Origin of the sequence: Sulfitobacter sp. BSw21498 (genome assembly GCF_006064855.1) — a bacterium.
Taxonomy (GTDB): domain Bacteria; phylum Pseudomonadota; class Alphaproteobacteria; order Rhodobacterales; family Rhodobacteraceae; genus Sulfitobacter.
In genome coordinates this window covers 2,125,799-2,150,860 of sequence record NZ_CP040753.1, presented here as the reverse complement: position 1 = coordinate 2,150,860, position 25,062 = coordinate 2,125,799, and the positions used below count along the sequence as shown (strand labels likewise).

The 25,062-nt window shown below is 60.0% G+C and carries 24 protein-coding genes; 10 read left to right on the top strand and 14 right to left on the bottom strand.

The genetic code is table 11. The features are described 5' to 3' along the window. Positions 1-11 precede the first annotated feature (11 nt). Positions 12-2,594 carry a TIGR02302 family protein gene (locus E5180_RS10420; RefSeq protein ID WP_138924320.1) on the top strand — a complete coding sequence of 861 codons (2,583 nt, stop codon included), beginning with the start codon at positions 12-14 and terminating at the stop codon, positions 2,592-2,594. A 46-nt stretch (positions 2,595-2,640) separates the two neighbouring features. Here E5180_RS10420 and E5180_RS10415 read toward each other — a convergent pair whose 3' ends face one another. Next, positions 2,641-3,504: a zinc-ribbon domain-containing protein gene (locus tag E5180_RS10415; RefSeq protein WP_138924319.1), complete on the bottom strand. Its 864-nt coding sequence runs from the start codon at positions 3,502-3,504 to the stop codon at positions 2,641-2,643. A gap of 165 nt (positions 3,505-3,669) precedes the next feature. Between E5180_RS10415 and E5180_RS10410 the strand changes: the two genes are divergently transcribed. Genes E5180_RS10410 through E5180_RS10400 form a run of 3 tightly spaced genes read left to right on the top strand, consistent with a single transcriptional unit; the run spans position 3,670 to position 5,980 of the window. Continuing rightward, positions 3,670-4,347 (top strand): cell division ATP-binding protein FtsE, encoded by a 678-nt coding sequence (locus tag E5180_RS10410; protein ID WP_138925190.1) that lies wholly within the window; start codon positions 3,670-3,672, stop codon positions 4,345-4,347. Continuing rightward, on the top strand, positions 4,344-5,249 hold the full coding sequence (locus E5180_RS10405; protein WP_138924318.1) for a cell division protein FtsX: 906 nt from the start codon (positions 4,344-4,346) through the stop codon (positions 5,247-5,249). The genes E5180_RS10410 and E5180_RS10405 overlap by 4 nt, the downstream gene beginning before the upstream one ends. Continuing rightward, on the top strand, positions 5,249-5,980 hold the full coding sequence (locus E5180_RS10400; protein ID WP_138925189.1) for a lysophospholipid acyltransferase family protein: 732 nt from the start codon (positions 5,249-5,251) through the stop codon (positions 5,978-5,980). The genes E5180_RS10405 and E5180_RS10400 overlap by 1 nt, the downstream gene beginning before the upstream one ends. Positions 5,981-6,079: 99 nt before the next feature. On the opposite strand, the gene lpdA is transcribed toward E5180_RS10400, so the two are convergent. The 13 genes from lpdA to E5180_RS10335 form a co-directional block, all read right to left on the bottom strand. Further along, positions 6,080-7,468, bottom strand: coding sequence for a dihydrolipoyl dehydrogenase (gene lpdA / locus E5180_RS10395; RefSeq protein WP_138924317.1), 1,389 nt, complete (start codon positions 7,466-7,468; stop codon positions 6,080-6,082). Positions 7,469-7,616: 148 nt separating this feature from the next. Continuing rightward, on the bottom strand, positions 7,617-8,012 hold the full coding sequence (locus tag E5180_RS10390; RefSeq protein WP_138924316.1) for an MAPEG family protein: 396 nt from the start codon (positions 8,010-8,012) through the stop codon (positions 7,617-7,619). A 12-nt stretch (positions 8,013-8,024) separates the two neighbouring features. After that, positions 8,025-8,411: an MAPEG family protein gene (locus E5180_RS10385; RefSeq protein ID WP_138924315.1), complete on the bottom strand. Its 387-nt coding sequence runs from the start codon at positions 8,409-8,411 to the stop codon at positions 8,025-8,027. Between the two features lie 30 nt (positions 8,412-8,441). Then, positions 8,442-9,971 (bottom strand): 2-oxoglutarate dehydrogenase complex dihydrolipoyllysine-residue succinyltransferase, encoded by a 1,530-nt coding sequence (odhB, locus tag E5180_RS10380; RefSeq protein ID WP_138924314.1) that lies wholly within the window; start codon positions 9,969-9,971, stop codon positions 8,442-8,444. A 2-nt stretch (positions 9,972-9,973) separates the two neighbouring features. Beyond that, positions 9,974-12,937, bottom strand: coding sequence for a 2-oxoglutarate dehydrogenase E1 component (locus E5180_RS10375; RefSeq protein WP_138924313.1), 2,964 nt, complete (start codon positions 12,935-12,937; stop codon positions 9,974-9,976). Positions 12,938-13,014: 77 nt separating this feature from the next. Then, positions 13,015-13,902, bottom strand: coding sequence for a succinate--CoA ligase subunit alpha (gene sucD, locus E5180_RS10370; RefSeq protein ID WP_093731362.1), 888 nt, complete (start codon positions 13,900-13,902; stop codon positions 13,015-13,017). Between the two features lie 43 nt (positions 13,903-13,945). Continuing rightward, complete coding sequence (locus tag E5180_RS10365; protein ID WP_138924312.1) at positions 13,946-14,632, bottom strand: hypothetical protein; 687 nt, start codon at positions 14,630-14,632, stop codon at positions 13,946-13,948. Beyond that, positions 14,629-15,090, bottom strand: a complete 462-nt coding sequence (locus E5180_RS10360; protein WP_138924311.1) for a succinyl-CoA synthetase subunit beta — start codon at positions 15,088-15,090, stop codon at positions 14,629-14,631. The genes E5180_RS10365 and E5180_RS10360 overlap by 4 nt, the downstream gene beginning before the upstream one ends. Positions 15,091-15,181: 91 nt before the next feature. After that, entirely contained in the window at positions 15,182-16,375 is a 1,194-nt protein-coding gene (sucC, locus tag E5180_RS10355) for an ADP-forming succinate--CoA ligase subunit beta (RefSeq protein ID WP_093731359.1), read from the bottom strand. 281 nt (positions 16,376-16,656) lie between these two features. Continuing rightward, positions 16,657-17,694: a MaoC family dehydratase gene (locus E5180_RS10350; protein ID WP_138924310.1), complete on the bottom strand. Its 1,038-nt coding sequence runs from the start codon at positions 17,692-17,694 to the stop codon at positions 16,657-16,659. After that, positions 17,694-17,897 (bottom strand): DUF1737 domain-containing protein, encoded by a 204-nt coding sequence (locus E5180_RS10345; RefSeq protein WP_005851513.1) that lies wholly within the window; start codon positions 17,895-17,897, stop codon positions 17,694-17,696. Before E5180_RS10345 ends, E5180_RS10350 begins: the two co-directional genes overlap by 1 nt. 18 nt (positions 17,898-17,915) lie before the next feature. Further along, a complete protein-coding gene (locus E5180_RS10340) occupies positions 17,916-18,473 on the bottom strand; it encodes an NnrU family protein (RefSeq protein WP_138924309.1) in 558 nt (185 codons plus the stop codon). A 5-nt stretch (positions 18,474-18,478) separates the two neighbouring features. Then, entirely contained in the window at positions 18,479-19,336 is an 858-nt protein-coding gene (locus E5180_RS10335; protein ID WP_138924308.1) for an HpcH/HpaI aldolase/citrate lyase family protein, read from the bottom strand. A 207-nt stretch (positions 19,337-19,543) separates the two neighbouring features. Between E5180_RS10335 and E5180_RS15755 the strand changes: the two genes are divergently transcribed. From E5180_RS15755 to sdhA, 6 genes are all read left to right on the top strand, one after another. Next, the gene (locus E5180_RS15755) at positions 19,544-19,720 is read left to right on the top strand and encodes a hypothetical protein (RefSeq protein ID WP_171048876.1); all 177 of its coding nucleotides are present in this window, start codon (positions 19,544-19,546) and stop codon (positions 19,718-19,720) included. Positions 19,721-19,840: 120 nt separating this feature from the next. After that, a complete protein-coding gene (locus E5180_RS10330) occupies positions 19,841-20,866 on the top strand; it encodes a PRC-barrel domain-containing protein (RefSeq protein WP_138924307.1) in 1,026 nt (341 codons plus the stop codon). A gap of 188 nt (positions 20,867-21,054) precedes the next feature. Beyond that, the gene (mdh, locus tag E5180_RS10325; protein ID WP_138924306.1) at positions 21,055-22,017 is read left to right on the top strand and encodes a malate dehydrogenase; all 963 of its coding nucleotides are present in this window, start codon (positions 21,055-21,057) and stop codon (positions 22,015-22,017) included. Positions 22,018-22,391: 374 nt separating this feature from the next. After that, on the top strand, positions 22,392-22,775 hold the full coding sequence (gene sdhC, locus E5180_RS10320) for a succinate dehydrogenase, cytochrome b556 subunit (protein ID WP_138924305.1): 384 nt from the start codon (positions 22,392-22,394) through the stop codon (positions 22,773-22,775). An 11-nt stretch (positions 22,776-22,786) separates the two neighbouring features. Then, a complete protein-coding gene (gene sdhD / locus E5180_RS10315; RefSeq protein WP_138924304.1) occupies positions 22,787-23,158 on the top strand; it encodes a succinate dehydrogenase, hydrophobic membrane anchor protein in 372 nt (123 codons plus the stop codon). A gap of 31 nt (positions 23,159-23,189) precedes the next feature. Then, entirely contained in the window at positions 23,190-24,995 is a 1,806-nt protein-coding gene (gene sdhA / locus E5180_RS10310; protein ID WP_138924303.1) for a succinate dehydrogenase flavoprotein subunit, read from the top strand. Positions 24,996-25,062 lie beyond the last annotated feature (67 nt).

Genomic DNA, 25,062 nt, shown 5'->3' with positions numbered 1-25,062 from the left:
GCAGGGCCCGCATGACGCTTTTCACCGCCAAGGATCACGACACCACGCCCGAGCAGGGTCTCAAGGCGATCCGCTGGCCCTTGCGTCTGACGTGGGCCGGTATCTGGGCAGAGGTGGTGGTGCAGGCGTTCTGGCCGCTGATGGCATTGGTGCTGGCGGTGCTGGCTGTGCTGATGCTGGGGTTGCTCGATAGCGTTCCGATGTCCGTGGTGATGGGCGCTGTCGTTGTTGTGGGGCTCACGGGGGTGGGGGCGCTGGTTTATGCACTGCGCCACCTGCGGTTTCCCCGCCGGATAGAGGCGCTGACCCGCCTTGACGCCAGCCTGCCCGGACGTCCTATTCAAGCGCTGATGGATATGCAGGCGATCGGTACGGGGGATGACGCCTCTGCCGCGGTGTGGCAGGCGCACCAGCGCCGCATGGCCGCCCGTGCAGCGACCGCGCAGGCGGTGCCTGCAGATTTGCGCGTCGCAGGGCGTGACCCTTTCGCATTGCGCTATGTGGCACTACTGGCCTTTGTGACCGCGGTGGTTTTCGGATCGGTGCTGCGCATCGGATCGGTGGCGGGTTTGACCGCGGGCGGGGGGGCTTTGGCCTCGGGTCCGGTCTGGGAAGGCTGGGCCGAGCCGCCGCGCTATACCGGTAAGCCGACGCTGTATTTGTCAGACCTTGCCGAAGGGCCGCTGAACCTGCCTGCGGGCACGCTGATCACCCTGCGCATGTATGGCGAAGTCGGTGCGTTGTCTGTTTCCGAGACCGTTTCGGGCAAGTCCCAACCAAAGGGGGACGCCCCCGCCATCGTGCAGGATTTCAAGGTCACGCAAAGCGGGCAGATCGCCATCGAGGGGCCGAACGGGCGGGCGTGGAACGTGACAATGCTGCCCGATGCCAAGCCGCAGATTGAAATTACCGGCCCGCCGGACGTGACCGCGCTTGGCGAGATGCAGCTGCCGTTCGTGGCGCGGGATGATTATGGCGTAGAGGCGGGCGAGGCGCGGATCGATCTGGATCTGACCGCCGTGGATCGGCGCTATGGGCTGACCATCGCCCCTGACCCGCGTGCAAAGCTGATCGTACCACTGTCGCTGCCCATTGCGGGGGATCGCCGCGATTTCGAAGAAAACCTGATCGACGATTTTTCGAAACACCCTTGGGCCAACCTGCCAGTCGAGGTTACGCTCAGCGTGCTGGACGCATCAGAGCAGCAGGCGACCACCCCACCGACGCAAATGATCCTGCCGGGTCGGCGCTTTTTCGACCCGTTGGCGGCGTCGGTGATCGAACAGCGGCGCGATCTGCTGTGGTCCAAGGGCAATGCCGACAGTCTCGCGCAGGTGTTGCGGGCGGTGTCCTATCGCCCTGCGGATGTGTTCCGCTCTGACACGGCAGCGCTGCGTCTGCGGCGGCTGATTGAACGGATTGAAATTCGCGCCCGCTATGGATTGCCAGACGAGGTGCAGACCGAGATCGCGGATGATCTGTGGGATTTGGCGATTGAACTGGAAGAGGGCGTGCTGGCCGATGCGCTCGACCGGATGCGCCGGGCGCAAGAACGTCTGCAAGAGGCGATGAAGAACGGTGCCTCGGATGCCGAGATCGCAGAGCTGATGGAAGAGCTGCGCCGCGCCACTGACGACTACATGCGCCAGCTGCAACGCCAGCAGGCGCAAGAAGGGCAAGACGGCGAACAGCAGCAGGGCGAGACCATGCAGATGACGCAGGACGACCTGCAACGCATGATGGACCGCATCCAAGAGCTGATGGAACAAGGCCGGATGGCGGAGGCTGAACAGGCGCTGCGCGAGCTGCAAGAGATGATGGAGAACATGCGCGTCACCCAAGGTCCGCCGGGTGAAGGTGGGCAATCTCCGGGTGAGCAGGCGATGGAGGGGCTCGCCGACAGTCTGCGCGAACAGCAAGAGCTGAGCGATCAGGCGTTTCGCGATTTGCAGGACCGTTTCAACCCCAACGCGGATGACGGCCAGCAGCAGGGGCAGGAACAGGGCCAACAGTCCGGCCCGCCGCAGGACGGGAACCAGCCGGGCCAACCGGGGCAGCAACCCGGTCAGAACAACGGCCAAGGCGAACCCGGACAGGGGCAAGGATCAATTGCGGACCGCCAGCAGGCACTGCGCGATGAACTGCGCCGCCAAGAGGGGCGTCTGCCCGGTGGCGGCACCCCCGAAGGCGACGCTGCCAGTGATGCACTGGACCGCGCCGGTCGTGCCATGGACGGTGCCGAAGAGGCGCTGCGCCGCGATGATCTTGCCGAAGCGATCGACAACCAGTCGCAGGCAATGGAAGCGCTGCGCGAGGGGATGCGCGCCTTGGGCGAGGCGATGGATCAAGACCAGCAAGCGTCCGAACCGGGGCAGGGCACAGCCCAAGGCAACCGCCGTGCCGAGAATCAGGATCCTCTGGGCCGTGAACAGGGTGCCAATGGCGCACAGGGGTCAGAGGGCGAACTTGCGCTTGATAATGACGCCTATGGCCGTGCACGCGAACTGCTGGACGAAATCCGCCGTCGCTCGGGCGAGGCGACACGGCCAGAGGTTGAACGCGATTACCTGCGCCGTCTGCTTGACCGGTTCTGATACACTTGTTGCAGTCTAGGCGTCAGCGCAGGCTGCCCGCGCGGCCCTAGCTGCCTGACTGGGATGCCCGCGCATCGAGCCATTGCAGCGACACCTGCAATGCACCGTCGAGCCATTGCCGTCCGTTATCCACCTGCGCCACATAGCTGGCAAGATAGGGGCGCAACGCAGGAACAGCCTCTGAAATCTGCGGCGAAAAGACATAGAGCAGCACCAGCACCGACGCGAGTAGCACGATCAGCACGAAACCGCGGCTAAACCCGCTGCGCTTTTGCGGATCAGGCTGTGCGGCGTCGCCACCGGCATTGGGGATTGTGCGTCGCTCTGATCCGGTGCGCAGGGTCGAATTGATTTCTTCGATGTCGGGCAGCAATTCACGGCGCGATGCGACAGCCGCCGCGGCGGCATTTGTTTCGGCCACGCTGGGTTGCGCCTCGCCGCGCAGACGCGACATGCGGACCTTGGCCTGCTGCGCACGGTCGCTCTCGCTTGGGTGATCCGCCTCTTGCAGACCCAGCTCGGGCTGGCTTTCCAGCGGCTCTGCCTGACGGCGACGGCGGGCTTCCTGTTCGGCTTCGGCCTCTTGGCGCAAAATATCAGCAACCGAGGGGTCAAGCTGTTTGCGGGGCGGCGCGGCAGGAGGCACAGGGGCTGGCTGTGCCGGTTCCGGCTCTGCGGGCGTGTCAGCGGGGGCTGCGTTTACCTTGGGGGTATCCTCATCGGGCTGCGACACGGCAGCGGTGACAGTGCTAAGCCGGCCGCCATCCTCTTCGTCAAGGGGCATGAAATCGGGGTGATGCTGGAACCAGGTCTGGCCGCAGTTGGAGCATTGCACATCACGCCCGGACAAGGGCATCACCTCGTCCGGCACTTCGTACTGCGCATCGCAATTGGGACAGATCAGTCTCATGTTGCGCACCGAGCCATTGGAAACCTCTTTGTTTTCACGTCAGATCAACCTTATGTCCTAGAAAACCGTAGGAAAAGTGCAATCTTCATGCAATGCCTGCGCCGGGGTGCATTGAAACCCAAGCGGTGCTGGGGCACAACAGTTCAAACCAAGCGGGATATGCGTGTGATCGAGTTTGAAAACGTGGCCTACAGCTATGGCGGGGGCGAGCTTTTGTCCGATATCTCGGTCAAGCTGGCACCGGGATCGTTCCATTTTCTGACGGGTCCGTCCGGCTCTGGCAAAACCACCTTGATGAAGCTGTGCTATGGTGCGCTGCTGCCGACGGCAGGGCATGTGTCGCTGTTTGACAAGGACGTCCGCACAATGGAACGCGACGACATTGCGATGATCCGGCGGCGTGTGGGCGTGGTGCATCAGGACTGTCAGTTCCTGAACCATCTGCCGGTGGCCGAAAACATCGGGCTGCCGCTGACCGTTTCGGGCCGCCATGCGGAAACCGGCGGTGAAGATCTGCAAGAGCTGCTGTCCTGGGTCGGGCTCAGCAGTCGTGCCGATGCGCTGCCACCAGAACTGTCGGGCGGTGAACGCCAACGGGCCGCATTGGCCCGTGCGGTGATCATGTCGCCCGATGTGGTGCTTGCGGATGAACCCACTGGCAACGTCGACTGGGAGATGTCGCAGCGGTTGTTGCGCCTGCTGGTCGAGCTGAACCGCATGGGCAAGACGGTGCTGATCGCGACCCATGATCTAGGACTTATCCGCGCCACCAAGGCACAGGTGCAGGCGCGGGTGCTGCGCATCGCGAACCGCCGCATCCAGCTGGCGGGGGCGGATCTATGAAGATATTGCGCATTGCGCTGACGTCACTGTGGAACGGCGACCGTCAAGCGGACCGTGTGGTGCCACCGTCAGGATTTACCGCGCAGCTGACCTTGTTTGCTGCCGCAACAATGGCGTTTCTGGCGGTATTTGCGCTGGCGCTGTCGCTCGCGTCGGGGCGGTTGGCGCATATCTGGGGGCAAGAGCTGGCGCGTACCGCAACGATCCGCGTCGTAGCGCCCATTGACCAGCGCAGTGCCCAGACCGACGCCGCGCTGCGCATCCTCGAGACCACCAAAGGCGTCGCCACGGCGCGTGCATTGACCGATGAAGAACAGCAATCACTGCTGGCCCCTTGGTTCGGACCAGAGCTGGCGATTGACGCCCTGCCGGTGCCGCGCCTGATCGAGATTATCGAAGAAGACGACGGCATGGACGCCGACGGTCTGCGCTTGCGCCTTGCGGCAGAGGTGCCCGGGGCGGTGCTGGACAACCACAGCCGCTGGCGCGCACCGCTGGTCAAAGCGGCATCGCGGCTGAAGCTTCTGGGCTGGGTGTCCATGACGCTGATCATCGCGACCCTTGCCGCGATGGTGACACTTGCCGCCAATGCAGCGCTGTCGGCCAACGCTCAGGTCATCGCCGTGCTGCGTCTGGTGGGTGCGACCGACAGCTATATCGCACAGGCTTTCATCCGGCGCTTCACTCTGCGTGCGCTATCGGGGGCTGCGGCGGGTACGGGGTTGGGGCTGCTTGCCATTCTGCTGCTGCCAAGCACCGCGGACGCAGGGGGCTTTCTGACCGGCTTGGGCTTTCAGGGCTGGCACTGGATTGTGCCGTTGGTGATCCCGTTTCTCTCTGGTGGGGTGGCGTTTGCCGCGACAGGGGCCGCGGCGCGCCGTACACTGAAGGACCTTGCATGATGTTGCAGTGGGTACGATCGATCACCTTCATCGTGCTGGCCACCGTCTATATGCCCATGATCGGGTTGTTTTACGCACCTTGGGCCATGTTCTCGCGGCGGGGGGCCTATGCCGCGTGCAAGGCCTATGCGGCAGGGACCATGTGGATGGCCAAGGTCATCGTGGGGCTGGGGTGCGAGGTCCGCGGCGACGTGCCGGACGGGGCCGTGCTGGTTGCCGCTAAACACCAGTCATTTCTTGATATCCTGATGATCTTCCATGCCCTACCGCGCGCGAAATTCATCATGAAGCGTGAAATTTTGTTCACGCCGGTGATTGGGCAATACGCTAAACGCATGCAGATGATCGCGGTAAATCGGGGCAAACGCGGTGCGGCGATTTCCAAGATGCTGGCCGATGTTAAAGCGGGGGAAGCGGAACCGGGCCAGCTCGTTATCTATTCGCAGGGCACACGCGTCGCCCCCGGCCTGTCCGTGCCCTATAAGGCGGGCACTGCCGCGCTGTACGAGCAGATGAACCAGCCCTGCATCCCCGTTGCTACCAACGCCGGATACTTCTGGCCAAGGCGCGGGCTGTACCGGCGACCGGGTATTGCGGTGGTCGAATTCCTGACCCCGATTGCGCCGGGGCTGGAGCGGGGCACGTTCATGGAAATTCTCGAAAAAACGGTCGAGACACGGTCAGACGCGCTGCTGTCAGAGGCGGGCTTCAAGGCATTTCAACCGACATAGGCGCTGCCAACACGGATCGACGCGCAATACAATTAGAACACAATAAAAAAGGGTGGGCCTATCGGTCCACCCTTTGTCGTTTCACTGCAGGCGGCTGCCTTACATGTGGATTGCACCGTCCCCGCAGGCCAGTGCGGCTTCGCGGACCGCTTCGGAATAGGTCGGGTGCGCGTGGCAGGTCATGGCCAGATCTTCGGCAGAGGCACCGAATTCCATCGCGACGCAAACCTCGTGGATCAGATCGCCGGCACCGGGGCCGATGATATGTGCGCCAAGGATACGGTCGGTTTCCTTGTCGGCGATCAGCTTGACGAAGCCTTCGCCCGCGAAGACGGCCTTGGCTCGGGCGTTGCCCATAAAGCTGAACTTGCCGACCTTATAGGCGCGGCCTTCTTCTTTCAGTTGCTCTTCGGTGGCACCGACATTGGCCACTTCGGGGTGGGTGTAAATCACGCCGGGGATCACGCCATAGTTCACGTGACCATGCTTGCCCGCCACGACCTCTGCGGCGGCCATGCCTTCGTCTTCGGCTTTGTGGGCCAGCATCGGGCCTTCGATCACGTCGCCGATGGCGTAGATGCCTTTGACAGAGGTTTCCCACGTGTCGTTCACCGCGATCTGGCCGCGTTTAGTAAGCGCGACGCCTAGACTTTCAAGGCCCAGCCCGTCGTGGAACGGCTTGCGGCCTGTCGACACCAGAACAACGTCGGCGTCCAGCGTGTGTTCGCTGTCATCCTTGCGCAGTTTGTAGGTCACTTTGGCTTTGGTTTTGCTCGCTTCTGTGCCCTGCACCGCGGCCCCCATGACAAAGTTGACACCTTGCTTTTTGAGAATGCGCATGAAGTTCTTTTGCACTTCGCCGTCCATGCCGGGGGTGATCGCGTCCAGATATTCAACGACGGTCACTTCGGTCCCGAGGCGCGCGTAGACGGACCCAAGCTCGAGCCCGATCACGCCTGCGCCGATCACGACGAGTTTCTTGGGCACCTTGTTCAGCGACAGCGCACCGGTGGAGGTCACGACGACAGTCTCGTCGACCTCGACGCCGGGGAGGGAGGCAGGCTCGGAGCCCGTTGCGATGATGATGTTCTTGGCCTCGTGGACCTCGTCACCGACTTTGACCTTGCCGGCCTCGGGGATGGTGGCCCAGCCTTTGATCCAGTCGATCTTGTTCTTCTTGAACAGGAACTCGATCCCCTTGGTGTTGGTGTCGATCGTGTTCTGCTTGTAGGTCTGCATCTGCGCCCAGTCGACCGACGGGCTTTTGCCCTTGAGGCCCATGTCGGCAAAGTTGTGTTCGGCTTCGTGCAGCATATGGGTGGCATGCAGCAGCGCTTTGGACGGGATACAGCCGACGTTCAGGCACGTGCCGCCCAACGTCTCGCGGCCTTCGACGCAGGCGGTTTTAAGGCCCAGTTGGGCGCAGCGGATCGCGGATACATAGCCGCCGGGGCCGGAGCCGATGATGATGACATCGTAGCTGGACATGGAAGGTCTCCTTGGTGGTCGGAAAGTGGGTAATCGGGAAGGTGTGGGCGGTCAGGGCATAGGCGGGCGGGGCGTGATGTGGCCAAGGCTAGGGGGCGCTGCCCCCGTGCGCAAGCGCACGCCCCCGGGATCTATGCCAATTGGAAGATCAAAAGAGCGCGGCCAGCAGCATCAGCACTGTCGCGCCAAGGCCAACTGCCCAGATCAGCGAGCGTCCGGGGCGCAGGCCAAATGCATAGGCCGGCACGTAAGCGACGCGGGCCGCGAGGAAGACCCACGCGAGGATCGCGGTGTAGGTCGTGTTCTGGCCAGACAGGTGGAGCACAACCACAGCAACGGCGAACAGAGCAAGTGCTTCGAACATGTTATCAAAGGCGCGGCCCAGACGGGCGGTGCTGTCGGACAGCGACTTTGACGGTTCACGGTCGCGCGCGGACATGGTGTAGCCGGGTCCAAGCTGCCGGTTGGCGGGGATCGCATAGGCAACGAACGTCGCGACCTGAAGCAGCGCCGCAAGGGTGAGAACGGTAAGTTCGGGTGTCATGGGCGCGTTCCGCTATAGAGCGAGGAAGTAGAGAATGGCGGTGGCCGCAAAGCCTGCCAGCCAAGCGAGGGTACGAATTGCCGGCACGCCGAGGGCATAGACCGGCAGGTAGATGATCCGCGCAAGCAAGAAGACCTGCGCCGCCAGCAAAGACGTTGCATTGGTCCGGTCCAGCAGTTCAAGCAGCAGGATCGCAGGCGCGAAAAGGGCGAGCGCCACGACGGAGTTGTCTAGCGCACGTTTCACCCGGGCCGTCATACCTGTCATCGAGCGGCCTTCGTCGCGCGACGAGATCAGATAGCCCAAGCTGAGTTGTTGGACACCGCCCAGAACCTGAAGCAAGATTGTCAGCATAACGAGCAGGCCGTAAGCGGCGAGGATCGTGGTCTCTGTCATCATATGTCCTTTCTGGGCGGTGGAATGCGTGGATTACAGGTCCATCAGCAGGCGACGTGGGTCTTCGAGCGCTTCTTTGACGCGCACAAGGAAGGTTACAGCACCTTTGCCGTCAACGATACGGTGGTCATAGCTCAGCGCCAGATACATCATCGGACGGATCACAACCTGACCATTGATCGCCATGGGGCGGTCCTGGATCTTGTGCATCCCCAAGATACCCGACTGCGGCGGGTTCAGGATTGGCGACGACATCAGCGAGCCGTAGACACCGCCGTTGGAGATGGTGAAAGTGCCGCCCTGCATGTCGGCCATCGACAGTTTGCCGTCGCGGGCCTTGGCCCCGAGTTCACCGATTTCCTTTTCGATGGCGGCAAAGGACATCGCTTGCGCGTCCTTGACCACAGGCACGACCAGACCGGTTGGTGTTCCAGCCGCGATGCCCATATTGACGTAGTTTTTGTAAACCACATCGGTGCCATCGATTTCGGCGTTCACTTCGGGGACTTCGTTCAGGGCGTGGATACAGGCCTTGGTGAAGAAGGACATAAAGCCAAGTTTCACGCCGTGCTTTTTCAAGAACAGGTCTTTGTATTCGTTCCGCAGGGCCATGATCTCTGTCATGTCGACCTCGTTATAGGTCGTCAGCATCGCGGCGGTGTTCTGGCTTTCTTTCAGACGCTTCGCGATGGTCTGGCGCAGACGGGTCATCTTGACGCGCTCCTCGCGGGAGGCGTCTTGGGGGGCGGAAGGCGCGCGTGGCGCGGCGGCTGCGGGTTTTGCGGCGTTGGTCCCCGCGGCGACGGCCTTGGCCACGTCTTCCTTCATCACACGTCCGTCACGGCCGGTGCCGGTGACCTGATCACGGCTGATGCCTGCTTCGGCCATGGCTTTCTTGGCGGATGGCGCGTCTTCGACGTCGCCCGAGGGGGCGTTGCCTGGCGCAGACACCTGACCGCCGGCTTTGGGCTCGGAGGTTTTGTCAGCAGGGGCGCTGGCGCTGCCGCCTTCGCCCTGGCTGATCACCGCAAGCTTGCCGTTTGCTTCGACGGTGCTGCCTTCTTCGGCGATGATCTGGGTCAAGGTGCCAGAGGCCGGCGCAGGGACTTCGACGCTGACTTTGTCGGTTTCCAGCTCGCACAGCATTTCGTCTGCTTCGACGTGATCGCCGACATTTTTGAACCACGTGCTGACTGTCGCCTCAGAGACGGATTCGCCAAGCGTGGGGACCATGACATCGACATCATCCGCGGCATCGCGGGGTTTGACGTCTTCGGCACCGGCATCGACGGATTTCGGCGCGTCATTCTTGACCGGTGCGGCGTCCCCTTCGGAGATATTGGCCAACAGCGCATCAACGCCGACGGTTTCGCCTTCGGCAGCAACGATATCGGCCAGAGTGCCCGCCACGGGAGAGGGCACTTCGACGGTGACCTTATCCGTCTCAAGCTCGCAGAGCATTTCGTCAACTGCGACGCTATCGCCCGGCTTTTTGAACCATGTCGCCACGGTCGCTTCGGTCACGGATTCACCCAGAGTAGGGACGCGTACTTCGCTTGTCATGGTTATTTTCCTTCGATGGTCAGCGCATCGTCAACGAGGGCTGCTTGTTGTGCTTTGTGTTGGGAGGCAAGGCCGGTTGCAGGCGAGGCCGAAGTGGCGCGGCCGACATAGGTCGGACGGGTGTGGGTGGCGTCAATGCGGCCCAGAACCCATTCGATGTTGGGTTCGATAAAGGTCCAGGCCCCTTGGTTCTTGGGCTCTTCCTGACACCATACCATTTCCGCATTCTTAAAGCGTTCCAGCTCTTTTACCGCGGATTGTGCAGGGAACGGATAGAATTGTTCAAAACGCAGCAGGTAGATGTCGTCGATGCCACGCGCGTCGCGTTCTTCCAGCAGGTCGTAGTAGACCTTGCCCGAACACATCACGACGCGTTTGATCTTGTCGTCTGCCGCCAGTGTCGTGTCGGAGTTGCCCTGTTGTGCATCGTCCCAGAGGACGCGGTGGAACGAGGAACCGGTTGTGAACTCTTCGGCCTTGCTGACAGCCAGTTTGTGGCGCAGCAGCGATTTCGGCGTCATCAGCATCAGCGGTTTGCGGTAGCTGCGGTGCAACTGGCGGCGTAGCAGGTGGAAGTAGTTCGCAGGCGTGGTGCAGTTGGCCACGATCCAGTTGTCGCCACCACACATGGTCAGGAAGCGTTCCAGACGGGCAGAAGAGTGTTCGGGCCCTTGGCCTTCATAGCCGTGCGGCATCAGGCAAACGAGGCCGGACATGCGCAGCCATTTGCTTTCGCCTGAGCTGATGAACTGGTCGAACATGATCTGCGCGCCGTTGGCAAAGTCGCCGAACTGGGCTTCCCACAGGGTCAGGGCGTTGGGTTCAGCCAGCGAGTAGCCGTATTCAAAGCCCAATACCGCGTATTCCGACAGCATGGAGTCGATGACTTCGTATTCTGCCTGACCTTCGCGGATGTGGTTCAGCGGGTAGTAGCGGTCTTCGTTTTCCTGATTGATCAGGGCCGAGTGACGCTGAGAGAACGTGCCACGGGAGGAGTCCTGACCGGACAGACGTACTTTGTACCCTTCGGTCAGCAAGGACCCAAAGGCCAGCGCCTCGGCGGTGGCCCAGTCGAAACCTGTACCGGAGTTGAACATCTCGGCTTTGGCATCCAGCAGGCGCGCGACAGTTTTGTGCAGCGGGAACCCGTCGGGTGCGGTGGACAGCGCCTTGCCGACATCGGCCATGGTTTCGGGCGCGATGGCCGTCTTGCCGCGCTGATATTTCTTTTCTTTCGCCTTATCGAGGTGCGACCACTTGCCATCCAGCCAGTCGGCCTTGTTGGGGCGGTATTCTTTGCCGGCCTCGAATTCGGTGTTCATCTTCGCTTGGAAGGCGGCCTTCATGTCCTCGATTTCGCCTTCGGGGATCAGACCGTCCTTGACCAGCCGCTCGGTATAGAGCGTCAGCGTGGTCTTTTGCTTTTTGATCTTTTTGTACATCACCGGGTTGGTGAACATCGGCTCGTCGCCTTCGTTGTGACCAAAGCGGCGGTAGCAGATGATATCCAGCACCACGTCTTTGTGGAACTTCTGGCGGAATTCGGTGGCCACGCGGGCGGCGTGTACGACCGCTTCGGGATCGTCGCCGTTGACGTGGAAAATCGGTGCCTCGACCACCAGCGCGTTATCGGTGGGGTAGGGGCTGGAGCGGCTGAAATGCGGCGCGGTGGTAAAGCCGATCTGGTTGTTCACCACGATATGCATGGTCCCGCCGGTGCGGTGACCGCGCAGACCCGACAGCGCGAAACATTCGGCTACAACACCCTGACCGGCAAACGCGGCATCGCCGTGCAGCAATATGGGAAGAACGGAGGTGCGTTCCTTGTCGTTCAACTGGTCCTGCTTGGCGCGGACCTTGCCCAGAACAACGGGGTTCACGGCCTCAAGGTGCGAGGGGTTGGCGGTCAGCGACAGGTGGACGGTGTTGCCGTCGAATTCACGGTCAGAGGACGCGCCAAGGTGGTATTTCACATCGCCGGACCCATCGACATCATCGGGTTTAAAGCTGCCACCCTGAAATTCGTTAAAGATCGCGCGATAGGGTTTCTGCATGACGTTTGCCAGCACGGACAGACGGCCGCGGTGCGGCATACCGATGACAACGTCCTGAATGCCCAGCTGACCACCGCGCTTGATGATCTGTTCCATCGCGGGGATCAGGGATTCACCGCCATCAAGGCCGAAGCGCTTGGTGCCCATGTATTTGACGTGCAGGAATTTCTCGAAGCCTTCGGCTTCTACCAGCTTGTTCAGGATGGCCTTGCGGCCATTACGGGTGAACTGGATTTCCTTGCCGTAGCCTTCGATCCGCTCTTTCAGCCAAGCGGCCTGTTCGGGATCAGAGATGTGCATGTACTGCAGCGCGAAGGTGCCGCAGTAGGTGCTTTTGACGATATCGACGATCTGCTTCATGGTCGCGATCTGCAGGCCAAGCACATTGTCGATAAAGATCGGGCGATCCATGTCCTTTGGACCAAAGCCATAGGCGGCAGGGTCCAGTTCGGGGTGGGTGTCGCTGTCGCGCATGCCAAGCGGGTCAAGGTCAGCGGCCAAGTGGCCACGGATACGGTAGGCGCGGATAAGCATCAACGCGCGGATACTGTCGAGCACGGCACGTTGCACCTGCGCATCAGACAGTTCGATCCCCTTGGAGGACGCTTTCTCAGTAATCTTCTGACCGGCGGCTTTTGCTTCGGTCGGGACGGGCCATTGGCCGGTCAGCGCCGCAGTCAGGTCGTCTTGGGGCATGGGGGGCCAGTCGCTGCGTGCCCAGGACGGGCCAGCGGCCTCGGCCTTCACGTCGGCGTGGTCGTCATCCATCGCTTCGAAGAATGCCTGCCATGCGCCATCAACCGCATTGGGGTCGTCTGCATAGCGGGCATACATTGCCTCTAGGTATTCGCCGTTCTGCCCCTCAAGAAAGGAGGTATCGTGGAACTGGGCGTTTTTCGGTTGGTCTGTCATGGCGATACCTCTGATGAGAGCGCGACGTTTAAGTAATAGCGGTCGGGCCTGACGAATGCAGGCCCGACCATCTGGCGTTAGCCGTTGTTGATGGCTTCCTGAACGGCTTCGCCCAAAGTTGCGGGGCTGTCCGCAACGACGATGCCTGCTTCTTTCATGGCTGCGATCTTGGATTCCGCGTCACCTTTGCCGCCTGCGACGATCGCACCGGCGTGGCCCATGCGGCGGCCGGGAGGGGCTGTACGGCCCGCGATGAAACCGGCTGTTGGCTTCCAACGGCCTTTTTTCTTTTCGTCGGCCAGGAACTGTGCCGCTTCTTCTTCGGCGGACCCGCCGATTTCACCGATCATGATGATCGACTGTGTCTCTGGATCGGCCAGGAACATCTCGAGGATATCGATATGCTCGGACCCTTTGATGGGGTCGCCGCCGATACCAACCGCAGTGGATTGGCCGAGGCCAAGATCGGATGTCTGTTTCACAGCTTCGTACGTAAGCGTGCCCGAGCGTGAGACAACCCCGACGGTGCCGCGCTTGTGGATGTGGCCGGGCATGATGCCGATTTTGCAGGCGTCAGGCGTGATCACGCCGGGGCAGTTTGGCCCGATGAGGCGCGACTTGGACCCTTCGAGCGCGCGCTTGACGCGCATCATGTCCAGAACCGGGATGCCTTCGGTGATGCAGATGATCAGTTCCATCTCGGCGTCGATCGCCTCGAGGATCGAATCCGCTGCAAAGGGGGGCGGCACGTAGATGACTGTCGCGTTGGCTTCGGTGACGTGGCGGGCTTCGTGGACAGAGTTGAACACGGGCAGGTCAAGGTGGGTCTGGCCGCCTTTGCCGGGGGTCACACCGCCGACCATTTTGGTACCATAGGCGATGGCCTGTTCGGTGTGGAACGTGCCCTGCGAGCCGGTGAGGCCCTGACAGATCACTTTGGTGTTTTCGTTTACGAGTACGGCCATGTTATGTGCTTTCTTCTCAAGTTCAATTCAGGTGGCGCCGGTCTCAGGGCGCGGTGGAAGGGGCCGCCGCCGCAATGCGCGGCAGTCGGTATGTCAGATAAATCGCAACGGCGAACATCAGCGGGATGCCCAGTTCGCCGACTTCCTCGATGACGTAGGCAAGGTCGATCTGTTCGCGGCCGAGCGTGATGCCAAAGGGTTCCAGCTTGCGGGCCAGCCCGTCGGTCAGCTTGTAGACGACGATGAACAGCAGGCCGATCAGGACAGCCAGCTGCGGTGCCGCGCCTTTTACGACCCCACGGATGAAGCCCCGCGTTTCGCGACGCAACAGGATCAGACCCGCCACGATGATTGTCAGCAGAATGATGCCGGCAATGCCCTTTTCCATCAGGCTGACGCCATCGCTGGAAAACTGGCGCGCTTTCAGCAGACCTTCGGTGAACGGCTTTTTATCCAAGTCCAGCTCGCGGGCAGCGAACAGGGCCATGAACACCGCAAAGTACCACCGACGCGCAACCGATGCCTTTGGCCACAGCGCGAACATCATCAAGATGCACAGGCCATAGCCGACCACAGACAGCGTCTCGAACGGGCCGCCTTCGGCCAGCAGGGAGCCCTGCATTGGCAAGGGCAGCTGCGCGACAACCGCCATCATTGCGAAAACCAGAAGGGTCATCCCAAGGACGATGGTTTTGCCACCCAAGACGGTGTTTTGCGGGGCTGTAGTCATTGGTTTGCCTCGTTCAGCGGGATCAAGCGTTCGACCCGCGCAAAGGTTTCGACGCCTTGTGCCCCGTCACGGACCCCCGATTGCACCACAGCGATGCGGTTGGGGTTCAGCATGACGGCAGCGCGATAGGTGGCCCCCGTCGTGGTGGGGAACCCTGCGGGGATGTCTACCAGATCAGTCAGGTTTTCCTGTGCCAACCCGGTCGTGATCCCTTGGTGCGCAGCCTGCGGTTCAGCCCCGTCAAAGGATACTTCGCAGCGACGGTCCGTGCCCGCCGTTGCAGCCGCGCCCGTCACCGGAGACTGAGGTGCCGAGGTAAAGGGAAGCAGGTCATAGAAATCGACCCGCGCCCCTGTGGTGCCAAGCTGTGCCAGCGCCGTCCGAGCCGTCAGTCGCGGGCTGAAACAATGGTCTGCAAAGGCTTGGGCGATGTCCGCCGCGCGCGTTGTCTGTGCCATAGCGCTACTGGCCGCCCCGAAAGGGACAGCCAGCAACGTGATGGAAAAACAAAAGGCGAGACGATGCATCATCCAAGCTTTCCAGCCAGTTTTAGCCCTTGACCGCTTTCACGATCTTTTGCGCGCCATCTTTCAGGTTGTCCGCAGCGATCACGTCCAGGCCGGAGTTGTTGATGATGGCTTTGCCTTCTTCAACGTTCGTGCCTTCCAGACGGACAACCAGCGGAACCTTCAGACCGACTTCTTTTACGGCTGCAACCACGCCTTCGGCGATGACGTCACAGCGCATGATGCCGCCGAAGATGTTCACCAGGATACCTTTTACCTGCGGGTCGGAGGTGATGATCTTGAACGCTTCGGTCACTTTCTCTTTGGTCGCACCGCCACCAACATCAAGGAAGTTCGCGGGCTCGGCACCGTAGAGCTTAATGATGTCCATTGTGGCCATCGCAAGACCGGCACCGTTCACCATGCAGCCGATTTCACCGTCCAGAGCGATGTAGTTCAGGTCGTACTTGGACGCCTCGAGCTCTTTGGGGTCTTCTTCGGTGGTGTCGCGCAGGTCGGCAATATCGCCGTGGCGATACATTGCGTTGCCGTCAAAGCTGACTTTGGCGTCCAGCACTTTCAGGTCGCCGCCGTCGGTGACGATCAGCGGGTTGATTTCCAGCATCTCCATGTCTTTTTCGACGAATGCTTTGAACAGCTGGCCCATCAGGGTGACACACTGTTTGACCTGCTTGCCTTCAAGCCCAAGGGCGAAAGCAACGCGACGGCCGTGGTAGGGCTGGAAGCCCGCGGCGGGGTCTACAGAAAAGCTGATGATTTTTTCAGGAGTTGACTCGGCCACTTCTTCGATGTCCATGCCGCCCTCGGTGGAGCAGACGAACCCGATGCGCGACGTCTGGCGATCCACCAGCAGCGCGAGGTACAATTCGGTTTCGATGCCCGAACCGTCTTCGATGTAGATGCGGTTGACCTGTTTGCCCGCGGGGCCGGTCTGGTGCGTAACCAAGGTGCGGCCCAGCATTTTCTTGGCTTCTTCGGCGGCTTCTTCAACCGATTTGGTCAGGCGTACACCGCCTTTGTCGCCAGCGTCGGCTTCTTTGAAAGAACCCTTGCCGCGGCCACCTGCGTGGATCTGTGCCTTGACGACCCAAAGAGGTCCGTCCATCTCGCCTGCGGCTGTTTTCGCATCTTCGGCTTTCAGCACGACCCGGCCTTCGGATACTGGCGCGCCGTAGCTACGCAAAAGGGCTTTTGCCTGATATTCATGGATGTTCATAAAAAACGGTCCCGTCTTTGTTCCAGTCTAATCGCGGTATACGATTGAGTCTTGATACTCGGTAAACAGTTTTTCGGAGAAATACAGGATTATCCAGAGAAAAGCGACATTTGTGATCACACGAATTTCGCGTGTGATCACAAATTAGCGCTAACGGTGTAAAATCTGCGGAATGTTGCCGATGCAACGGCTGTCGCGCTCGAAATCCCCAAGTTTTAAGGGCCGAACGCGACATATAGTTGTTTGTTTTGCGACCGATCAGGTGTCGTCAAGGGGGCGTCTTACTTGGGAATCAGTGCCCAGTAATCGAGGTCGAGCAGGACATCGGGCAGATATTTGCCGTCTTTGCCCTTCAGCTTGAACGGCTCCCCGCCTTTGGTCGCGACCAGACGCAAGCGCAGCGCGCCGACGCCAGGTTTGTCGGTATCGGCTTTGTCCAGAACCTCGGTCCAGGCGCGGATGGTGTCGCCGGACAGACAAGGGTTCGCATGGGCCCCGCCGTTCAGCCCGACGATCATCTGCGCATTGGCCAGCCCGTTGAACGACAACGCACGGGCCATTGAAATCACGTGCCCGCCATAAATCAGCCGCGAACCGTCAGGGCGGGCGGAGGTGTCAAAGTGCACTTTCGCCGTGTTCTGCCACAGGCGGGTGGCCAGCATGTGTTCGGCCTCTTCGACAGTAACGCCGTCCACGTGGTCGATCATCTCGCCCACCGTATAGTCGTCCCAGCGGTGCGCTTCGCCCGCGAGGGTAAAGTCATAATTGCTGAAATCGAGCGTTTCGGGGATCGACAGATCGGCAACCGCCAGCGCGTCGGGCAGGTCGGGCACGACCGTTTCGGGGGCAGGCGCATCGACATCGCGTTTGCGCACCATCACCCAGCGGACATATTCCAGCACTTTGGTGTCATTCTGGTTAAAGCCGGTGGTGCGTACATAGACGACGCCGGTTTTTCCGTTGGAGTTCTGCTTGAGCCCGATCACTTCGGATTCCGACCGCAGGGTATCGCCGGGCCAGACCGGTGCCAGCCAGCGACCCTGCGCATAGCCAAGGTTGGCGACTGCGTTCAGCGATACATCAGGCACAGTTTTCCCGAACACGATGTGAAAGGTGATCATATCGTCCAGCGGGCTGGCGGGCAGGCCGCAGCTTTGCGCGAACTGGTCAGAGGAATAAAGCGCATGACGCGCAGGATATAGTGCGTGGTATAATGCCCGCTCGCCATCTTTGACGGTGCGCGGCACCGCGTGGTGCAGTGTCTCGCCGACTTTATAGTCCTCGAAGAAGCGCCCTTTGTTGGTTTTTGCCTGTGCCATCAATGCGCCCCTAGTTTTGTATCCGGCGTGTAGGTGCCTTCGACTTCCTTGGTGACGGCCTGACCGCAGCGCATAACATTCGCCGCCGCGTCCCATGTCTGTGTGGGCGTGCCGTATAGTTCCCAACCCTTGTTCAGCGCGTCGGTGACTTTGTGGCAAAAGGCGGAAGTGTCCTCTTCGGACAGGAAACGATAGAGTTTCATGGGGGTTCTTTCAGTAACTCAGGAAAAGGGAGAGACGCCAAGCAGGGTGTGGATCGCGGTCACAACAACCAGCATCACCAGCGTAATCACCACAAGGCGGATATAGGTAGCTTTGCCCGCAGGGGCAGGGGGCGTCCAGTTGGGTTCGGCGCGGTTGATCAGGATCACGGACCCGACGGCCCAAGCCAGCATAGAGCCAAACAGCAGGATAGACGCAACATCGCCGTTCACCAGCAAGTGCGCGACCGCCCAGATTTTGACGGCCATCAGCTGCGGGTGGCGGGTTTTCGACGCGGGCCATGCCTTGGCCCCTTTGGCGGCGCTGGACCCGTAGACCCAGAATGCCAGCACCATCAACAGGTTGTTAAGATGCGTCAGGAAGGGCGGAGGCGTCCAGACGGGGATAAACTCGGCCCCGCGGTATCCGATGATGATCAACACCAGCGCCACCACGATGGCGACAGCGATGATGCCTTTGCCCTTTTTACCCATGGCGGCGCGTTGGTCCGGCATGAAGCGACGGAAATAATGGGCACCGACCCATAAGATCAGACCAAGGATCAAAAGCGCCATCATCAAATTCACTCCGTTTGCAGGGCCGCAATTGCGTCCAGTTTTGCCAATGTTTCGCGCGCGGTGGCGACATGCAGGTTTTCAACAATCCGCCCGTCCACGACCGCCACACCCTGACCTGTCGCTTGCATTTCGTCAAACGCTGCAATCTGACGGCGGGCCAGATCGGCCTCGGCCTCGGAAGGGGAAAACGCCTCGTTTGCGACGTCCAGCTGGGCGGGGTGGATCAACGTCTTGCCGTCAAACCCCATGTCACGGCCCTGATCACATTCGACGCGGTGACCTTCGTCGTCCTTGAACGCGTTATAGACACCATCCACAATCGCGATGCCGTTGGCTTTGGCGGCCAGCACACATAGGCCAAGCCCCGTCATCAGCGGCAGCCGGTCCGGGCGCACGCGGGTTTGCAGGTCTTTGTTCAGGTCGTTGGTGCCCATTACCATGCACTGCAATTTCGAATGCGCGCCGATCGCGGCGGCGTTCAGCATAGCGCCGGGCGTTTCCATCATCGCCCAAAGCGGGATGTTGCCGGTGATTTCGGCCAACGCGTCCAGATCGGCAGGGCTGCCGACTTTGGGCAGCAAAATGGCGTCGCATTCCATGTCGACAGCGGCGCGGGCATCGTCGGCCCCCCACTCGGTGTCCAGCCCATTGATGCGGATTACCTTGAACCGGGTGCCATAGCCGCCGTCTTTCAGCGCCTTGGCGAGTGTTTCACGTGCAGCGGTTTTCTCTTCGGGGATTACGGCGTCTTCAAGATCAAAGATAATCGCATCGGCTGGCAGTCCGCGGGCTTTGTCTAACGCACGGTCCTTGGAGCCGGGGATATATAGAACAGAACGCAGGGGGCGGGTGATTTTCGACATTTGCGAGTCTCCAAGAAATAATGTTGCGTGCAGGTCTGCATTTTTAGACGAAAACTTCAAGCTCAAACGCGCCGCAGCGCAGCGTCGGATTTTTTTGCGGCTTTAACCTGCCCTTCAGCTTTCTGCGCCACAAAGACCCGGCAGGATCATGAGGGGTGTCGTCTAGGCTGGCGAAATACGCGTGGTGCCACGTGGAAAGGGGCGAGAATGATAAAGTTTTTTAATCTCATCGGGCTGGCGACGGCCGCGGCGGCGGTGGTCGCGTTGTCGCAAGATGTGTCAGCAGCCGTGCTGATGTGTACTGCGGATGATAGAGTGACGATTTTCGTTAGAAATTCTTCTTCGATGGATGATCAACAAACAAAGGGGAATGACGCCCTTTGATACGTCATAGATTAAAAAATTTGCGAAAAAAGATGCGGAGCGTCGGAACGCAATCGCCTGATCTTGGTTGATATCACAACGGAGTGATTATCACCCGGAACTTCTAAAGGAGTATCAACAATGAAACGTATTCTTGGCACAACCGCAATCATCCTGAGCTTGACTGGCCCCGCATTTGCAGACGCACATTCTGCTGGTTTTGGTACCGTGACAGCGCAAGAAACTGACTTCTTCGCGTCCGACCTGATCGGCATGCGCATCTACAATTCCGAGACCGAAGTCGAAGCGAACTCCACCATCGCTGCTGACGGCGAAAAAGAATGGGACAACATTGGCGAAATCAATGATGTTCTTCTGGATGCCGAAGGCAACGTAAAAGCTGTTATTCTTGGCATTGGTGGCTTCCTCGGCATGGGCGAGCGCGACGTAAGCGTTAACATGGACGAAATCCGCATCGTGACCGAAGAAGGTGACATGGGCGATCGTTTCCTCGTCGTCACCACAAGCAAAGAGATGCTTGAGCAAGCCCCCGTTTTCGAACGTATGGACGACGACGCGGACATGGACAAAGAAGCGAAAGTGGACGCTGACGCCGACATGAAGGCCGATGCTGAAGTTAAAGAAGCAGATGTAGACGCCAACGCTGACGTCGACACCGAGACCGAAGTTGAAGCAGATGCCGAAGCACTGGCAAACGAAGCTGAAATGGAAGCAAAAGAAGCTGCGGCTGACACCGAAAAGGCCGTTGACGAAGCAACCACCGAGCTGAACGAAGAAGCGAACGACGTTGAAAAAGCCGACATGGACCGCCCCATGCTGACAGCCCCAGCGGTTGAGCGTGAAGGCTATGCCAACGCCACAGTTGACGACCGGAATGCGCTGACCGCAGAAGACCTGGAAGGGTCTTATGTTTACGGTGCTGACGACGAAACTGTTGGTGAAATTGGTGCCTTGGTGATGGGTGACAACGGCGAAGTAAGCCAGGTTGTGATCAACGTAGGTGGTTTCCTGGGCATTGGCGAAAAGCCAGTAGCCGTTACATGGGACGAGCTGCAAGTCATGAAGAACGCTGAAGGCGACGACTTCCGCATCTACATCGACAGCAGCGAAGAAGCTCTGGAAGCACAGCCCGAATACAAAGGCTAAGCTATCGACCCAGAAAACCTCAGCAATAACGTGCTGAAAAGCTGATCAGACGGGATCGTTTCGCAAGAAACGGTCCCGTTTTTTATGACGTTCGCGATGGTGACGTGACGCAGGTTGACGCGCAACTTGCACGGTGCGCCGCATTTCGGTATCCCGAGGCGAAATGTAACCCTGTCGGAGTATACCACATGGCCAGACCCAAGATCGCGCTTATCGGCGCAGGGCAAATCGGGGGCACGCTTGCCCACCTCGCAGCAATCAAAGAACTGGGCGACGTTGTCCTGTTCGATATCGCCGAAGGCATCCCACAGGGTAAAGCCCTCGATATCGCAGAATCAGGCCCATCCGCCAAATTCGACGCGACGATGACCGGCGCGAACGACTATTCCGAAATCGCTGGTGCAGACGTCTGCATCGTCACCGCCGGTGTCGCCCGCAAGCCCGGGATGAGCCGCGATGACCTGCTGGGCATCAACCTCAAGGTTATGAAATCCGTTGGCGAAGGCATCGCAGCCCACGCGCCAGACGCATTCGTTATCTGCATCACCAACCCACTGGACGCTATGGTTTGGGCGCTGCGCGAATTCTCCGGTCTGCCGCACCACAAGGTATGTGGCATGGCTGGCGTTCTTGATTCGGCGCGCTTCCGTCACTTCCTCGCGTCGGAATTCAATGTTTCCATGAAAGACGTTACGGCCTTCGTTCTGGGCGGCCACGGCGACACCATGGTCCCCCTGACGCGCTATTCCACCGTTGCGGGCATCCCTTTGCCTGATCTGGTGAAAATGGGCTGGACCACACAGGACAAACTGGACGCGATCGTTCAGCGCACCCGTGATGGCGGTGCCGAGATTGTTGGCCTGCTAAAGACCGGTTCGGCTTTCTATGCGCCTGCTACTTCGGCAATCGAAATGGCCGAAGCCTATCTGAAAGACCAAAAGCGCGTCCTGCCCTGTGCCGCCTATGTTGATGGTGCCTATGGTCTGGACGGTTTCTATGTCGGCGTGCCCACCGTGATCGGTGCCGGCGGCGTAGAGCGTGTTGTCGAGATTTCTATGAACAAAGACGAGCAGACGATGTTCGACAACTCTGTCAGCGCCGTTAAAGGTCTGGTCGATGCGTGCAAAGGCATCGATGAATCGCTGAAATAATGTGACGGGGCGCAGCGGGCGGGGGCGTAATATCCTCTGGTACCACCCGCTGCGCCCGTTTTTCGATGACAGAGCCGCCGGGACCACCAGTGCCCGAATTGCTCTGCCACGCGGCGTAGATGCCGCTGTTGACCCAACCGCATCTCACAATTTCCGGATCATTTGCTGGCATTCAGCCCAGCGATATTCACGGTTTTCCGGAGTTGTGATCACACTTTCAAAATTAGTGATCACAAATATCATCAATGTCCGGCGCTAACCGAAGGGTTTCGGCAACTGGGCCAATAAACCGTTGCAAAATCACGCCTCTGGACGTGACAGTGCGGAAAATACCGTTATCTATGACCGTAACCTGACGAGAAAAGGAATCCATCATGGCAGATGTGAACCGGGGCAACCGCCCGCTGTCACCCCACCTGACGATCTATCGCCCGCAACTGACCTCCATGACGTCGATCCTGACGCGCATCACCGGCAACGCAATGCTGATCGCTGCGCTGCTGATCGTATGGTGGTTCCTGGCAGCTGCGACGTCGGCGGATTATTTCGACTTTGTAAACGGTTTCATCACCAGCTGGTTCGGTGACCTGATCATGTTCATGTCGCTGTTGGGGCTGTGGTATCACACGCTGGCCGGCATCCGGCACCTGATCTGGGACAACGGCTATGCGCTGGACATCCCGACGGCTGAAAAGCTGGGCTGGGCCGCGCTGATCGGTTCCGTCGTTTTGACCATCATCACCGCGCTGATCATCTGAGGAATAGACACATGGCTTATTTGACAGACCGCAAACGCGCTATGGGCTTGGGCTCGGCCAAATCGGGCACCGCACATTTCTGGGCGATGAAAGTCAGCTCTGTTGCGCTGCTGATCCTGATCCCCCTGTTCGTTTTCACCTTCGGGTCCGCCCTGGGTGGCACCTACGAAGCGATCATCGCTTACTACAGCAAGCCCTTCCCTGCGATTGTCGCTGCCCTGACGCTGATCGTTGGCTTCAAACATTTTAATGACGGTGTCCAAGTGCTGATCGAGGATTACGTCCACGGGCTGTCGCAGAAAGTTGCGATCATCCTGATGACCTGCCTCAGCTATGGTGCGGCCGCGGTTGGCGTTTTCGCCATCGCCCGCATCGCGCTTTAACACACGCCTACGCTATACCGGAGACCGAGACATGGCTGCATATGAATATGAAACGCATGAATATGATGTCGTTGTCGTGGGGGCTGGCGGTGCTGGCTTGCGTGCGACACTTGGCATGGCCGAGCAGGGGCTGAAGACAGCCTGCGTCACCAAAGTTTTCCCGACCCGTTCGCACACAGTTGCGGCGCAGGGCGGTATCGCGGCGTCCTTGTCCAACATGGGCCCCGACAACTGGCAGTGGCATATGTATGACACCGTTAAGGGGTCGGACTGGCTGGGCGACACGGATGCGATGGAATACCTCGCGCGCGAAGCCCCCAAGGCCGTGTACGAGCTTGAGCACTACGGTGTGCCTTTCTCGCGGACCGAAGCGGGTAAAATCTACCAGCGTCCGTTCGGTGGCCACACCACCGAATTCGGCGAAGGCCCCCCCGTGCAGCGCACCTGTGCTGCAGCCGACCGGACCGGCCACGCGATCCTGCACACGCTTTATGGTCAGTCGCTGAAGCATAATGCTGAATTCTACATCGAATATTTCGCCATTGATCTGATCATGTCAGATGACGGTGTGTGTCAGGGTGTGCTGTGCTGGAAGCTGGATGACGGCACCATGCACCTGTTCAGCGCCAAGATGGTTGTTCTGGCGACAGGTGGTTACGGTCGCGCCTATTTCTCGGCGACATCGGCGCACACCTGCACTGGTGATGGCGGCGGTATGGCGGCACGTGCAGGCCTGCCATTGCAGGATATGGAATTCGTGCAGTTCCACCCCACCGGCATTTATGGCGCGGGTTGCCTGATCACCGAAGGCGCACGTGGCGAAGGCGGGTATTTGACCAACTCCGAAGGCGAACGCTTTATGGAGCGGTATGCCCCCACCTACAAAGACCTTGCCAGCCGTGACGTTGTTTCGCGCTGTATGACGATGGAAATCCGCGAAGGCCGCGGTGTGGGCGAGAACAAAGACCACATCCACCTGCACCTGAACCACCTGCCCAAAGAAACGCTGGATCTGCGTCTGCCGGGGATCTCTGAGTCCGCGCGCATCTTTGCCGGTGTGGACCTGACCAAAGAACCGATCCCGGTTCTGCCGACCGTGCACTACAACATGGGCGGCATCCCCACCAACTATTGGGGCGAAGTGCTGGCACCGACCGACGACGCACCGGACCGCGTGGCACCCGGGCTGATGGCCGTGGGCGAAGCTGGCTGTGCCTCGGTGCACGGCGCTAACCGTTTGGGCTCGAACTCTCTCATCGACCTTGTGGTCTTTGGCCGCGCCGCTGCGATCCGCGCAAAAGATGTCGTCGACGCAGAGGCCCCCGTGCCGACGCCGAACCAGAAATCGGTCGACGCCGCGTTTGAACGCTTTGACAGCCTGCGCTATGCCAAGGGCCAGACCACCACAGCCGAGCTGCGCCTCGAGATGCAGAAAACCATGCAGGCCGACGCCGCCGTTTTCCGCACCGACAAGACGCTGAACGAAGGCAAGGCCAAGATGGATGAAGTCGCGGCCAAGATCGCTGATCTGCACGTGACCGATACATCGCTGGTCTGGAACTCTGACCTGATGGAAACGCTCGAGCTGACCAACCTGATGCCGAACGCCGTGGCCACCATCACCGCCGCTGCCGCACGCAAGGAAAGCCGCGGTGCCCACGCGCACGAGGATTACCCTGATCGTGACGACGCAAACTGGCGCAAGCACAGCCTCGCGTATTTCGACGGTAACAATGCCACGCTCAGCTACCGTGGCGTGCACCTTGATCCGCTGACGACAGAGGCCGAAGGCGGCATCGATATGAAAAAGATCGCACCCAAAGCACGGGTGTATTGATCTTAAACCCTGCTCCCGCTTTTGGGGGCAGGGGACCAAATTGGGGGCTCTTGCCCCCGTCCTGCAA

Bases quoted from the DNA above. Each gene is read 5' to 3' on its own strand.
- E5180_RS10420 (WP_138924320.1), top strand. From the start codon at position 12: ATGACGCTTTTCACCGCCAAGGATCACGACACCACGCCCGAGCAGGGT.
- E5180_RS10415 (WP_138924319.1), bottom strand. From the start codon at position 3,504: ATGAGACTGATCTGTCCCAATTGCGATGCGCAGTACGAAGTGCCGGAC.
- E5180_RS10405 (WP_138924318.1), top strand. From the start codon at position 4,344: ATGAAGATATTGCGCATTGCGCTGACGTCACTGTGGAACGGCGACCGT.
- E5180_RS10400 (WP_138925189.1), top strand. From the start codon at position 5,249: ATGTTGCAGTGGGTACGATCGATCACCTTCATCGTGCTGGCCACCGTC.
- lpdA (WP_138924317.1), bottom strand. From the start codon at position 7,468: ATGTCCAGCTACGATGTCATCATCATCGGCTCCGGCCCCGGCGGCTAT.
- E5180_RS10390 (WP_138924316.1), bottom strand. From the start codon at position 8,012: ATGACACCCGAACTTACCGTTCTCACCCTTGCGGCGCTGCTTCAGGTC.
- E5180_RS10385 (WP_138924315.1), bottom strand. From the start codon at position 8,411: ATGATGACAGAGACCACGATCCTCGCCGCTTACGGCCTGCTCGTTATG.
- odhB (WP_138924314.1), bottom strand. From the start codon at position 9,971: ATGACAAGCGAAGTACGCGTCCCTACTCTGGGTGAATCCGTGACCGAA.
- E5180_RS10375 (WP_138924313.1), bottom strand. From the start codon at position 12,937: ATGACAGACCAACCGAAAAACGCCCAGTTCCACGATACCTCCTTTCTT.
- sucD (WP_093731362.1), bottom strand. From the start codon at position 13,902: ATGGCCGTACTCGTAAACGAAAACACCAAAGTGATCTGTCAGGGCCTC.
- E5180_RS10365 (WP_138924312.1), bottom strand. From the start codon at position 14,632: ATGACTACAGCCCCGCAAAACACCGTCTTGGGTGGCAAAACCATCGTC.
- E5180_RS10360 (WP_138924311.1), bottom strand. From the start codon at position 15,090: ATGGCACAGACAACGCGCGCGGCGGACATCGCCCAAGCCTTTGCAGAC.
- sucC (WP_093731359.1), bottom strand. From the start codon at position 16,375: ATGAACATCCATGAATATCAGGCAAAAGCCCTTTTGCGTAGCTACGGC.
- E5180_RS10350 (WP_138924310.1), bottom strand. From the start codon at position 17,694: ATGGCACAGGCAAAAACCAACAAAGGGCGCTTCTTCGAGGACTATAAA.
- E5180_RS10345 (WP_005851513.1), bottom strand. From the start codon at position 17,897: ATGAAACTCTATCGTTTCCTGTCCGAAGAGGACACTTCCGCCTTTTGC.
- E5180_RS10340 (WP_138924309.1), bottom strand. From the start codon at position 18,473: ATGATGGCGCTTTTGATCCTTGGTCTGATCTTATGGGTCGGTGCCCAT.
- E5180_RS10335 (WP_138924308.1), bottom strand. From the start codon at position 19,336: ATGTCGAAAATCACCCGCCCCCTGCGTTCTGTTCTATATATCCCCGGC.
- E5180_RS15755 (WP_171048876.1), top strand. From the start codon at position 19,544: ATGATAAAGTTTTTTAATCTCATCGGGCTGGCGACGGCCGCGGCGGCG.
- E5180_RS10330 (WP_138924307.1), top strand. From the start codon at position 19,841: ATGAAACGTATTCTTGGCACAACCGCAATCATCCTGAGCTTGACTGGC.
- mdh (WP_138924306.1), top strand. From the start codon at position 21,055: ATGGCCAGACCCAAGATCGCGCTTATCGGCGCAGGGCAAATCGGGGGC.
- sdhC (WP_138924305.1), top strand. From the start codon at position 22,392: ATGGCAGATGTGAACCGGGGCAACCGCCCGCTGTCACCCCACCTGACG.
- sdhD (WP_138924304.1), top strand. From the start codon at position 22,787: ATGGCTTATTTGACAGACCGCAAACGCGCTATGGGCTTGGGCTCGGCC.
- sdhA (WP_138924303.1), top strand. From the start codon at position 23,190: ATGGCTGCATATGAATATGAAACGCATGAATATGATGTCGTTGTCGTG.